This is a genomic window from Pseudomonas onubensis, from assembly GCF_965653655.1.
Lineage (GTDB): Bacteria > Pseudomonadota > Gammaproteobacteria > Pseudomonadales > Pseudomonadaceae > Aquipseudomonas.
Genome location: NZ_CBFHAZ010000144.1, coordinates 1 through 12,432, shown reverse-complemented (window position 1 = coordinate 12,432; position 12,432 = coordinate 1). Strand labels below are relative to the sequence as shown.

The 12,432-nt window shown below is 60.6% G+C and carries 10 protein-coding genes and 1 rRNA gene; 3 read left to right on the top strand and 8 right to left on the bottom strand.

Features of this window, described 5'->3' with window-relative positions:
• Positions 1 to 296 precede the first annotated feature (296 nt).
• The 4 genes from ACTD9P_RS27795 to ACTD9P_RS27780 all read right to left on the bottom strand — a co-directional run bounded on the left by ACTD9P_RS27795 (position 297) and on the right by ACTD9P_RS27780 (position 4,703).
• Positions 297 to 884: a DUF4174 domain-containing protein gene (locus ACTD9P_RS27795; RefSeq protein WP_438870158.1), complete on the bottom strand. Its 588-nt coding sequence runs from the start codon at positions 882 to 884 to the stop codon at positions 297 to 299.
• A gap of 176 nt (positions 885 to 1,060) precedes the next feature.
• Positions 1,061 to 1,681 carry a glutathione S-transferase N-terminal domain-containing protein gene (locus tag ACTD9P_RS27790; RefSeq protein WP_438870157.1) on the bottom strand — a complete coding sequence of 207 codons (621 nt, stop codon included), beginning with the start codon at positions 1,679 to 1,681 and terminating at the stop codon, positions 1,061 to 1,063.
• Between the two features lie 13 nt (positions 1,682 to 1,694).
• A complete protein-coding gene (locus ACTD9P_RS27785; protein WP_438870156.1) occupies positions 1,695 to 2,273 on the bottom strand; it encodes a GNAT family N-acetyltransferase in 579 nt (192 codons plus the stop codon).
• Positions 2,274 to 2,345: 72 nt separating this feature from the next.
• Complete coding sequence (locus ACTD9P_RS27780; protein WP_438870155.1) at positions 2,346 to 4,703, bottom strand: DNA polymerase II; 2,358 nt, start codon at positions 4,701 to 4,703, stop codon at positions 2,346 to 2,348.
• A 193-nt stretch (positions 4,704 to 4,896) separates the two neighbouring features.
• On the opposite strand from ACTD9P_RS27780, the gene ACTD9P_RS27775 reads away from it, so the two are divergent.
• Entirely contained in the window at positions 4,897 to 5,769 is an 873-nt protein-coding gene (locus tag ACTD9P_RS27775; RefSeq protein WP_438870154.1) for an MBL fold metallo-hydrolase, read from the top strand.
• Position 5,770: 1 nt separating this feature from the next.
• Here ACTD9P_RS27775 and ACTD9P_RS27770 read toward each other — a convergent pair whose 3' ends face one another.
• Positions 5,771 to 6,676 carry a LysR family transcriptional regulator gene (locus ACTD9P_RS27770; RefSeq protein WP_438870153.1) on the bottom strand — a complete coding sequence of 302 codons (906 nt, stop codon included), beginning with the start codon at positions 6,674 to 6,676 and terminating at the stop codon, positions 5,771 to 5,773.
• Positions 6,677 to 6,893: 217 nt separating this feature from the next.
• On the opposite strand from ACTD9P_RS27770, the gene ACTD9P_RS27765 reads away from it, so the two are divergent.
• A complete protein-coding gene (locus ACTD9P_RS27765; protein WP_438870152.1) occupies positions 6,894 to 9,098 on the top strand; it encodes a TonB-dependent receptor in 2,205 nt (734 codons plus the stop codon).
• A 44-nt stretch (positions 9,099 to 9,142) separates the two neighbouring features.
• On the opposite strand, the gene ACTD9P_RS27760 is transcribed toward ACTD9P_RS27765, so the two are convergent.
• Entirely contained in the window at positions 9,143 to 9,610 is a 468-nt protein-coding gene (locus tag ACTD9P_RS27760) for an SRPBCC family protein (protein ID WP_438870151.1), read from the bottom strand.
• A 100-nt stretch (positions 9,611 to 9,710) separates the two neighbouring features.
• On the opposite strand from ACTD9P_RS27760, the gene ACTD9P_RS27755 reads away from it, so the two are divergent.
• Entirely contained in the window at positions 9,711 to 10,112 is a 402-nt protein-coding gene (locus tag ACTD9P_RS27755) for a GFA family protein (protein ID WP_438870150.1), read from the top strand.
• Here the strand turns inward: ACTD9P_RS27755 and mrdA are convergent, their stop codons facing one another.
• Entirely contained in the window at positions 10,113 to 12,005 is a 1,893-nt protein-coding gene (mrdA, locus tag ACTD9P_RS27750) for a penicillin-binding protein 2 (RefSeq protein WP_438870149.1), read from the bottom strand. It abuts the gene before it with no gap.
• Positions 12,006 to 12,356: 351 nt separating this feature from the next.
• Positions 12,357 to 12,432 (bottom strand): 5S ribosomal RNA (rrf, locus tag ACTD9P_RS27745); the annotation flags it as partial.

The following is a 12,432-nucleotide window of genomic DNA, read 5'->3' as shown; positions in this document are numbered from 1 at the left end:
ACGATGGCCGAACGCAGGCTTGAATCCGTGGGTAACCCGGCAGGACGCCGGGTTAGCCGCGCTGGGCCAAGGATGGCCCATCGCGGCGGCCCACGGATTCAAGCCGGAGTGAGGGCACACCGAGCCTAAGCGAGGTGCCGAGTGGTGGGGCGAGGACCTTTTGGTTACTTTTGCGTCCTTGCAAAAGTGACCCGCTGTAAGAGCGGAACCAATAGAAGCCGTTACCGCAGCAACGGATATGTACACCAACAAACCGCTATCGCAGCCAAGCCAGCTCTCACATTGACCATGTATGCTCAATCATCGAGTTGTGAAGCGGCGGGCTTGCTACCAGCTTTAGCGGGCTTGGCAGGTTTACCATTCTTGGCTGGCGCAGCTACAGCAGCAGGCTCAGGCTCGGCCGGTGCAGCGAGGTCTTTTTCAGCCTGGGGCATCTGGTCTATGGCGCTAAAGAACTCCTTCAAGTCGAGAGTATCCGGCGGTACGGTCTTCTCGAGCTTCTTCTCACCGTCCTTACCCACCAGAATCACCTTGGTGCCACTACCAGCGCCCAGCTCGAGGGCACGGATCAACGCATTGGTTTCCGGCGGTGTGAGCTTCTTGTTGTCCTTGGCATCCTTGGCAAACTTCTCACCCTCGGCGCCGATACTGCCGAACTTCACGGTGTAGAACACCATGCTGCGCTCTTCAAAGGACTGCTTGTTGGCAGGCTCGTCCTGCTGTTTCTTGAGGTTCGCCAATGTTTCATTGCCGGAATCACGTTCCACCACCACCAGCGGTCGGGACTTGTTCAAGTCCTGCTTGAGTGGGTTGATATCATCCGCGGCCAACAGCGGCCCCGTAAAAGCCATCAAGGTAGCCAGGGTCAGCGACCGGATGAGCATGCGCACCTCCTTTGAATTCCATGCAGGGTTCTTGAGTTTCATGTCTGCGACAGTCAATTTCAAGGATGATTCCTACACCTCGTTAAGAAGCGTAGGTCAGGAAGCCTGCCACGCAAGGGACCGAATGGGGTTATCAGTCATTGTTTCCTCTGATTGCGGAACCATAACGGGGCGTTCTATTGCGGCCAATGCCGCGCAAATACCGGCGCCACCACCGGGTCGGCATCCACCTGCGCCAGCGTCTGGGCAAAGCCTGGCGCAAGGTTGTTCAACGCCTCCCGCGCCGCGTCCCAACGCGACACCGCAGCCGCCATGACGCCCAGCGCGTTCGGCACATCGCCCGGGGCGAACAACTGGTCGGCAAACTGCTCGGCAAACACCACCCAGGCCTGGTGCAGGTAGCGGCGGGTGCCGCTGACCAGTTGCGCCTGGGCGGCTTCATCCACATGGCCCAGCCAGCGTTGCGGGTAGTCGATGATGCCAACCGCCGAATAGCAATTGGCGGCGATGTAAACCAGCCCACGCAAGATCTGCGCACGGTTGCCGGCGAGCAGGTCGGAGGCGGGAAATTCCAGGCCCAGGTGGATCAGGATCGCGGCGCTTTCGGTCAGCACCTGGCCCTCGGGCGTCACCAAGGTAGGGATTTGTTTAAGTGGGTTGATCCGGGCCAGGGCGTGACTGCCTTCGCTGTCTTCCCAGGAACTGGCGTCGATTCGCCGCCACGGCACCGCGCAACGCTGCAGGGCGATTTCGATCATGCAGGAACCGGATTCGTCGATGCCGTAAAGCGTGTACATGGGGGTTAACTCCTTATCGCTGCAGTTTGGCCTGCAAGCTGGCTTTCACCTGCGGCCATTCCGAATCGATGATGCTGAACCGCACCGAATTGCGCTTGCGCCCGTCGGGCATGATGCGTTCGTGGCGCACAATGCCCTCTTGCACGGCGCCGAGGCGCAGGATCGCGGCGCGGGATTTTTCGTTGAGTTCATCGGTGGTGAATTGCACCCGCACGCAGTCGAGCACTTCAAAAGCGTAGGTCAGCAGCAGGAGCTTGGCTTCGGTGTTGATGCCGGTTTTTTGCGTGGACTCGGCCAGCCAGGTATGGCCGATTTCCAGCTTGCGATTAACCCGATCGACCTTCCAGAACCGCGTGCTGCCCACCACCTGGCCAGTGCCTGCGCGCACCAGGGTGAAGGGGATCACGCTGCCCGCGTCGTGGCCGGCCAAGGCCGTGTCGATGTAGGTGTCGATGGTGTCCGGGCCTGGCACGTTGGTGACCTTGAGGTTCCACAATTGGCCGTCGGCAGCCGCTGCAAGCAAGGCGGCCTTGTGTTCGCGTTGCAAGGGCTGGAGTTCGACCGTGCTGCCGGTCAACGTGATCTGAGTCATGGAAAGCTGCGCCGTCTGAGGGGGTCGTCAGAGGCCAAGAGTGCAGGCTCGCCCTACGTACAGGCAAGCGTTTTAAAACAGGCCCATTTGCCCGCCGACCAGCGTGCCGAAATCATCATTTACGAACGGCAGGATCGCATCGGCCACCGGCTGTAATTGCCGGGTGACGTAGTGGTCGTAGTCGATTGGTGCCTGGCGTACTTCCAGCGGCTGCGGACCGTTGACCGTAATCACGTAGCTGATCCAACCGCCGCGCTGGTACTGGCGCGGGCGCCCCAGACGGTCGTTGTATTCATCCGCCAGGCGTGCGGCGCGCACATGCGGCGGCACGTTGCGCTCGTAGTCGTCGAGTGGGCGGCGCAGGCGTTTTCGATAGATCAGCAGGTCGTCTAGTTCGCCACTCAAGGTGCGCCGCACATAGTCGCGCACGTAGTCCTGATGGGGCTGGCGGTGGAAGATGCGCTGGTAGAGTTCCTGCTGGAATTGCCGGGCCAGGGGCGACCAGTCGCTGCGCACGGTTTCCAGGCCTTTGTAGACCATTTCTTCGCTGCTGTCGGCGCGTACCACCAAGCCCGCATAGCGCTTTTTGCTGCCCTCCTCCGCGCCGCGAATGGTCGGCATCAGGAAGCGGCTGAAGTGGGTTTCGTATTGCAGTTCCAGCGCGCTTTGCAGGCCGAACTCGTTGTGCAGGTGCGCGCGCCACCAATCGTTGACGTGCTGCACCAACTCGCGGCCGATGCGGCTGGCGTCATCCGCAGCATGCGCACTGCCGAGCCAGACGAAGGTGGAGTCGGTGTCGCCGTAGATCACGTCATACCCCTTGGCTTCAACCAGCTCGCGGGTTTGGCGCATGATCTGGTGCCCACGCATGGTGATCGAGGACGCCAGCCGTGTATCGAAGAACCGGCAGCCGCTGGAACCAAGCACGCCGTAAAACGCGTTCATGATGATTTTAAGGGCTTGGGACAGTGGCGCGTTGTGTTCACGCTTGGCCACTTCGCGGCCTTCGGAAACCCGCGCGACAATCGCGGGCAGGCAGTGCCGGGTGCGGGAAAAACGCGCGCCGCGAAAGCCCTCTACCGACTCGCTGTCCTCGGGATGTTTGAGGCCTTCGATCAGGCCTACCGGGTCGATGAGAAAACTGCGGATGATCGATGGGTAAAGGCTTTTGTAGTCCAGCACCAGCACCGACTCATAAAGGCCGGGCCGCGAGTCCATCACGAATCCGCCAGGGCTGGCCTGGGGCGGTTTGTCGCCCAGGTTCGGCGCGACGAAGCCCTGGCGGTGCATCAGCGGCATATACAGGTGCGTGAACGCCGCCACCGAGCCACCGTTACGGTCGGCCGGCAGCCCGGTGACGCTGGCGCGTTCGAGCAGGAACTTGAGCAGTTCGGTCTTGGCAAAAATCCGCGTGACCAACTCGCAGTCCTTGAGGTTGTAGCGCGCCAACGCCGGTTTGTCCTCGGCGAACATGCGGTTGATTTCGTCCATGCGCTGGTACGGCGTGGAGATGTCCTTGCCTTCGCCGAGCAGGGTTTGCGCGACGTTTTCCAGGCTGAAGGATTCGAAACTCCAGGTCGCCGAACGCAAGGCTTCGATGCCGTCGATGATCAGCCGCCCGGCCGCGGCGGCGAAGTAATGGTTGCGGCTGCCATGTTCACGCCACGCCATGGCCTCGCCGCCACGCCCAAGCAAGAGCGGCACGTTGAGACGCTGGGCATGTTCGTGCAAAACGCGCAGGTCGAACTGCACCAGGTTCCAGCCGATGATTGCATCGGGGTCGTGGGTGGCCAGCCAGTGGTTGAGGCATTCGAGCAATTGGGCGCGGGTATCGCAATAGTCGAGCTTGAAGTCCACCGCATCGGCTTTGTTGGGCGGGCCGAGCATGTACACCTGGCGCTCGCCGCAGCCTTCGAGGGCGATGGAATACAGGTCGCCCTGGGCGGTGGTCTCGATGTCCAGGGACACCAGTTTGAGCGGCGGGCGGTAGTCCGGCGCGGGTTTCAACTGCGCGTCGAGCAAGGCGCCGCTGGCATCCGGCGTACCACCGAACCACACGGGCGCGGTGATGAAGCGCTCCATCATGTAACGCTCGGGCGGGCGTACGTCGCCTTCGTAGACGTCGACACCGGCGGCGCGCAGGCGCTTTTCCAGGTCCATCAGCTGGCGGTGCTGGCGGGTGTAGAGGCCAAGCACAGGGCGATGATGGAAGTCGCACAACTGCAACGGGCGCAGTTCAATCTCGCGCTCGCCCTTGAGCAGCCAGTCGAGCGGCTTGCGATGGGCCTGCGGGATAAACATCACCGAGGTTTGCACAGGTAGGCGCACGCACCGTGGGCCCTGGTCGGTGGCCAGCCAGAAACTGACCTCCGTGCCCGCCGCCGTGTCGCGCCAATGCCGGGTCAGGACAAAACCCTGCTGTAAATCCACCGTACCGCACCTCAGGAATCGCTTTAAGGGCGTGATTCTACTCGGCATCCGGGCAAACGCGATGGGCGATGGCATTTATCCGGCTTATACCTCCTATGCTGAATGTGGATTTCACTGTGCAGGCCCAGCGCTTTAGCCTGCTTGGCGCATCCAGAACCCCGACCCGCAACCTGAGAGCCCGAGAGCCCGACCGATGATTAAACACCTGACCTTTGCGTTTGTACTCAGCGCCTGTTCCATCGCCCTTGCCCAGGCGGCCGAAGACGCGCCCGCCGCACGCACCTTTCACTTCGGCCCGCTGCAGGTGACGGCGCTGCACGACAAGACCAACGACATCCCCAATGACGGCAAGGTCTTCGGCGCCAATGTCGGGCCAGAGGCCGTTGCCGGCGTGCTCGCCGCCGCCGGTGCGCCGACCGACAAGGTCAGCCTGGATGTGGACGCATTGCTGGTGAAGGACGGCAAAAAAACCATCCTCATCGACACCGGTTTGGGCCCCAACGTGCAGGGCTTGCTCATGCAGAGCCTGGCGCAGGCCGGCGTTGCGCCTGAGCAGATCACGGATGTGCTGATCACCCATGTGCACGGCGACCATATTGGCGGGCTGGTCACGGCCGAGGGCACGCAGGCGTTTCCCAAGGCAGTGGTGAAGATCTCCAGGCCGGACTGGCAATGGCTGCAAGGCCAGGCCAACATGGCGGCGCTGATCAAGGTGATTACGCCGCAGGTCAAGACCTTTGCACCGGGCGATAAAGTTGCACCGGGTATCAACTCTGTACCGCTCAAGGGCCATACGCCGGGGCATGTGGGCTATCAGATTGTCTCGGGGCAATCGCGCTTGCTGGATGTAGGCGATCTGGTCCACAGCTCGATTGTGTCCCTGGCGCAGCCTGAATGGGCGATCACTTTTGACAATGACCGTGATGAAGGCATCGCCACGCGCCGCGCCGAGCTGAAGAAACTGGCCGACAGCCATGAGACGATTTTCGCCCCGCACTTCCCGTTCCCGGGCATAGGCCAGATCCAGGCCGAGGGCGATCACTTCATCTGGGTGCCGGCAAAATAGGCTACGTCGCCGCGCATTGGCTGAGCATTGTGCGCAGCCAAGCGTGGGCGGGATCCTGATCAAAACGTGAATGCCAGGCCGCATAGAGGTTGTAGCGCTGTACCTCAAGCGGCAGGGCAGACGATTGCAGCGTGCTGGCGTAGCGTTCAAGAAACTGCGCGGGCAAGGTGCAGACCAGATCGGTGGTCTGCAGGATCAACGGCACCAGGCTGTAGTACTGCACCGAAACCCCAACCCGCCGCGCCAGCCCTTTGCGCGCCAACGCCTCATCCATAAAGCCGTAGAATCCGCCGCCATCGCCAGACACCAGCACATGTTCCAATTGGGTGTACGCCGCCAGCGTCACCGGCCCAGTGCCGCGTGGGTGGCCGATGCGCTGGCCCAAGCGAAACTCTTCCTCGAGCAGTAACAGTTGCGAGGCTTTGTCGACGGCGTCTTTACCGGTCAGGGCGAGGTCGATGTCGCCGCTTTCCATCTGCTCGGGCAGCTTGTTTTTGTCGATACCTCGAAAGGCAAAGCGAATGCCTTGGATGCCCATCGCGCGCGTCAACGCGATCAGGCGCGGCGCCATGATGGCACTGGCGTTGTCATTCGCCGCCAGGCTGAACACACGTTGAGCACTGAAAGGATCGAAGGTGGGCGTGTGGTTGATCACGTCTTCGAGCACTTGCAGGGCTTGGCGCAACGGCTGTTGCAGGTGTTCGCCGCGAGGCGTCAGCACCATGCCCTTGCCGGACAGCGCGGGGGTGAGTAATGGGTCGCCGAACAGGTCACGCAAGCGCGCCAATTGTGCCGAGAGCGCGGGCTGGCTGATGGACAGGCGTTCGGCAGCGCGGGTGACATTACGCTCATCCAGCAAGGTGCTGAGTGAGGCCAGCAACGCCAGGTTATGGCCGGTGAGGTTCATGCCGCCAGTGCCTTGAGTGCAGTAAGGGAGAGGCTATATAGCACCTTTGCGGCCGCTGGTCGGCAGATCCCGCGCGTGCGGACAACAATTTCACAAACTTGTTGCGTAATATTAATGACAATTACTATCATTCGCGCCGGAGTCGTATCCGCGCAGTGAGGAAGCGCAACGTTGTTGCCCTTTTTCCTCACATGACGGCTCGCCGTCAGGATCAACCATGCCCACCTGCTCCCGACTTGTTGTGCCGTTTCGCCCTACCCTGCTCGCCCTTTGCTGCTCCATAAGCTTTGCCGCTTATGCGGCAAGCCCGGACGGCAACACACTGGAATTGGGTGCCACCACTATCAGCGCCGACGCCCCTGCACCGAACGCATTGCCGTCGGTTTACGCGGGCGGCCAAGTGGCGCGCGGCGGCCAGTTAGGTGTGCTGGGCAACCAGGACATCATGGACGCGCCGTTCAGCATGTCCTCCTATACCGAGAAGTTGATCCGCGAGCAGCACGCGCAAACCGTCGGCGATGTGCTGCTCAATGACTCGTCCGTGCGCCAGGCATCAGGCTATGCGAACCAGGCCCAAGCCTTCGTGATTCGTGGCCTGCCGCTCAATGGCGACGATATCTCGTTCAACGGTTTGTACGGCATCCTGCCGCGCCAGATCATGTCCACCGACGCGCTGGAACGGGTTGAAGTGTTCAAAGGCCCCAACGCCTTCATCAACGGCGTGACGCCGAGCGGTTCCGGTATCGGCGGCGGCGTTAATCTGCAACCCAAGCGCGCCGATGATGTGCCGTTGCGCCGTTTGAGCACCGATATCAGCAGTGACGGGCGGGTTGGCGAGCACCTGGACATCGGCCAGCGCTTCGGTGAAGACAACCGTTTTGGCGCGCGGGTGAATATTTCCCAGCGCGAAGGCGACACTGCCATCGACGACGAAAGCCAGCGCTCGAAGCTGTTCTCGGTCGGCCTGGATTATCGCGGTGACGCCCTGCGCGTGTCCGGCGATTTTGTTTATCAGAAGCAGCAGGTCAATGGCGGGCGTAACTCGGTGTTGCTCGGCAACGGGCTGACTCATATCCCGAATGCGCCGTCCGCCGACACCAACTACGCGCCGAACTGGGGCACCACCAGCCTGGAAGACACCTTCGGCATGTTGCGTGGCGAGTACGACCTCAATGACAACTGGACCGCCTACATCGTCGGCGGCGCCAAGCACACCAATGAGCTGGGCCGCTATTCGTCGGTCACCCTCAGGGACACGCTGGGCAATGCGACGGTCAGCAGCTCGAACATTGCGCATCAGGAAGACAACACCAGCCTGATGGCCGGCCTGAACGGCAAGTTCCAGACCGGTGCTGTCAGCCACAAATTGAACCTCGGCTTGACCGGCATCTGGACCCAGACCCGCAACGCCTTTGACTTTGCCTCCGGCACCCAGCCGACCAATATTTACAACCCGGCCGATGTGACTGCTCCAGCCAAAGGAGGCTTCACCTCCGGCAGCGACCTGAACGACCCTGGCATCACCGCCAAGACCTTCGCCCGCAGCGTGGCGGTGTCGGACACCTTCGGTTTTATGGATGACCGTTTGCTGTTCACTGCCGGCTTGCGTCGCCAGGAGCTGGTGGTTCAGGGCTACGCCTATGGCACCGGCACACGCACTGCCAATTACGCCAAGGGCATTACCACGCCGGTGTATGGCCTGGTGTTCAAACCCTGGGAGCATGTGTCGCTTTACGCCAACCACATCGAAGGCCTGGCGTCAGGACCGACTGCCCCCTCTACCTTCAGCAGCGCCATCGTGACCAATGCCAACCAGACCTTTGCACCCGCACGCTCGAAACAGACCGAGGCTGGCGTCAAGGTCGATATGGGCACCTATGGCGCAACGCTGGGTGTGTACCGAATCGAACAACCGACCCAAGGTTTTTCCCAACTTAATACGGACGGCAGCGCGACTTTTGTTTTCGAAGGCGAGCAAGTCAACAAAGGTGTAGAGCTGAACGTCTTCGGCGAACCCGTCAGCGGCTTGCGCCTGCTGGGCGGCGCGACCATCATCCACACCGAAGTCAACGGCACGGCTAACGGCGCCAACGACGGTAACCGCGCTATTGGCGTGCCGTCCTTCCAGCTCAACGCTGGCGTGGATTGGGATGTGCCGGGCCTGCAAGGCGTGAGCGTCAATGGCCGCATGTTACGCACCGGCGGCCAGTACGCCGATGCAGCAAACAACCTGAGCTTGCCGGCCTGGAACCGCTTCGACGTGGGCGCCCGCTACAACTTCAAGGTGGCCCAGCGTGATGTGAGCCTGGGCGCCACTGTGGAGAACGTGGCGAATACCAAGTACTGGGAATCGGCGTTGGGCGGTTATCTGACCCAAGGTGATCCGCGGGTCGCCAAGTTCTCGGCGACGGTGGACTTCTAAACGCGTTGTAACCACCTGAGTCAGCGGATTTGCGCATCGCTGGCTCAGGCGCGGCGGGCCTGGTTCAGGTAGTTTTCGATGTTGCCCATTTGCTCGTCCCAACCTCGGGAGTTCATCTTGAAGGCTTTCTGGCGACGGGCTTCGGGCACATCGTCAAAACCCGATTCGACTACCCGCAGGAGGATGCCGGGGGCGCGGTCGTCGAGGGTGAACTCCACCAGAGTCGGGGTTTCCTGGTCGTAGTCGACGCCCTTTTCGACAGCGTAAGGGTGCCATCTGAATGAGAACAGGGTTTGGGGCAGGATGCGCACGATTTCGGCCTTCCACACCACATGTTCGTAGCCTGGGTAAGTGATCGGTGCCTCGATGGTTTTTCCAGCGGTAAAGGTTTCACCCTTGAGGGCGATGCCAAACCACTCGCCAAACTGCTCGGCATTGGTGAGCGCTTCCCAGATCTGTTTGCGTGGTACGTTGAGCAGGACTTTTCGTTCGATGCGATCTAACACGTGCATAAGTCACCTCCTCCATTGAAAGTAGGCGACAACAAACAATGCGCAACCTCAGGTTGTAAGCAATGATGATTGTCCCCGTCCTTGATCAGGCAATACGTGTATGACTGACCCGCTGAATGGAAGTTGCTTCTGCAAAGCCGTGCGCTATCAAATCGACAGCTTGGACATGCCCATCAGCCACTGCCATTGCAACAGTTGCCGCAAAGTGCATGCCGCCGCATTCGTGGCCACGGCCGGGGTGATGCGCGAGCACTTTCGCTGGACGCAGGGGCAGGCGCTACTGTCGTCGTTTGAGTCTTCACCGGGCAAGCTCCGGCATTTCTGCTCGCGCTGCGGCTCACACTTGATGGCTGAGCGTAGGCATCAGCCCCATGTGATTGTGCGGGTGGCGACGCTGGACGACGACCCTGGCGTGCGGCCCACCTCGCACATCTGGACGGCCCATGACGTGCCCTGGCTTGCTTACGCAGGCGTAGAGCACTGGGATGAGTGGAAGACCTGATTAGACGTGCGGGTCACCGGGCGCCTTGGCAGGCGTCGCATACTGCGGCTTGAGATGGCCTTCCTGGTCAAGCAACCAGGCGTCCATGATCTGCCGCACCACCGGGCCTGCCACGCGGCCACCGGCCTCGCCGTTTTCGATCATCACCGAGATCACGATTTTGGGATGTTCGGCCGGCGCAAAGCCGACGAACAAGGCGTTGTCACGATGGCGCTCCAAGGTTTTGTTACGGTTGTAACGCTCACCTTGCTTGATCGCTACCACCTGCGCCGTACCACTCTTGCCCGCGATGCGGTATTGCGCGCCAACCGCCGATGCACGGGCGATACCCCGTGGGTCGTGCATCACCAACTGCATGCCGTGGTTGACCTGTTCCCAGTCACGCGGATCCTTGAGTACCACGTTAGGCATCGGGTTTTCGTCCACCGGCGGTACACCGTTGATGGTCTTGGCCAGGTGCGGTCGGTTCCAGACACCTTTGTTGGCGATCAGCGCTGTGGCTTGGGCCAACTGCAACGGCGTGACCTGCATGTAACCCTGGCCGATGCCGAGGATCACCGTTTCGCCCGGGAACCAGGGTTGGCGCCGCGTCGCGCGCTTCCAGGCCTGGGAAGGCATCAGGCCGGCTGATTCCTCGAACATATCGAGGGAGACTTTCTGACCGATGCCGAACTCGGTCAGGTAGTCGTGCAGTCGATCGATACCCAGCTTGTGGGCCAGGTCGTAAAAGTAGGTGTCGTTGGAGCGCATGATCGCCGCATCCATGTCTACCCAGCCGTCACCGCTGTGGTTCCAGTTGCGGTATTTGTGGTCAAAATCGGGCAATTGATAATAACCGGGGTCGAACACTCGGGTTTGCGCGGTCACTACACCACTGTCGAGACCGGCGATGGCCACTTCCGGCTTGATGGTCGAGCCGGGCGCGTAAAGTCCGCGCAGCACGCGGTTAAACAGCGGTCGGTCGATGGAATCGTGCAGCGCGGCATATTCCTTGAAGCTGATGCCGGTAACGAACAGGTTCGGGTCAAAGCTCGGCTTGCTGACCATGGCCAGCACTTCGCCGGTCTGCGGGTCGAGGGCCACCACCGAACCGCGGCGATCGCCCAGGGCCTCCTCTGCCGCTTCCTGGAGTTTGACGTCGAGGCTCAGCACGATGTTTTTGCCGGGGATCGGGTCGGTATGCTTGAGCACGCGCAACACGCGGCCCTGGGCGTTGGTCTCGACCTCTTCATAGCCGACATGGCCGTGCAGCTCGGACTCGTAGAAACGCTCGATACCGGTCTTGCCGATGGACTGGGTACCGCGGTACTCCACCGAGTCGAGGGCTTTGGATTCTTTTTCGTTGATTCGGCCAACATAGCCAATCGAGTGGGCAAAATGCGCGCCCAACGGGTAATGCCGCACGAACTGCGGTTCGACATCGACGCCCGGCAAGCGGAACTCGTTAACAGCCAGCACGGCAATCTGCTCTTCGGTCAATTCGTAGAACAGCGTTACCGGCACAAACGGATGGCGGGCTTGTTTCAAGGCCTTGTCGAACACCGCGCGGTCTTCGGCAGGTAAGTGCAACAGGCTGACGATGGCGTCCAGCTCGCCCTTGAGGTCGGTGGTGCGCTCACGGGTGATGGTCAGGTTGTAGCTGGGACGGTTGTCGGCCAGCACTACGCCATTGCGGTCATAAATCAGCCCGCGCGTCGGCGTGATCGGCAGTACGTGGACCCGGTTGTTCTCGGAAATCGTCGAGTGATAGTCGTACTGCACCACCTGCAGGAAATACATGCGCCCGACCAGGGCGCAAGTAATACCAATCACCAACAGTGCGCAGGCGAGCAAGCGCTTGTTGACCAGGCGGTTTTCTTTTTCGTGATCCTTGATCGGTATCGGTTCAGGCATTTCTACAGCATCTCGTTGAAGAAGGTGGACGCCGCTTCCTGCGGATGAAAGATCAATCCTTGTGAAAATGTGCTGCACCATACCAAAAATGCAGAAACACTTTGCATCGATTTCCCCAACGGCATGCTGTTTTGTCAGACAGGGACGGATTTTGGCTGCAAAAACGCCTCAATCACATAAGGGCGATCAGTCAGATGACCCTCCAGCTTTGTGCAGGCCGCGTATGAGGATGGGGATCGGGACGATGCCGATTGAGCTGATTAAGGCGCAGAGGTTTTGAAGCGGAGTGTTGTTTTCGAGCGCCCAAAACAAAACCCCATCTGCTTTCGCAAATGGGGTTTCGGAATTTAATCTTGACGATGACCTACTCTCACATGGGGAAACCCCACACTACCATCGGCGATGCATCGTTTCACTACTGAGTTCG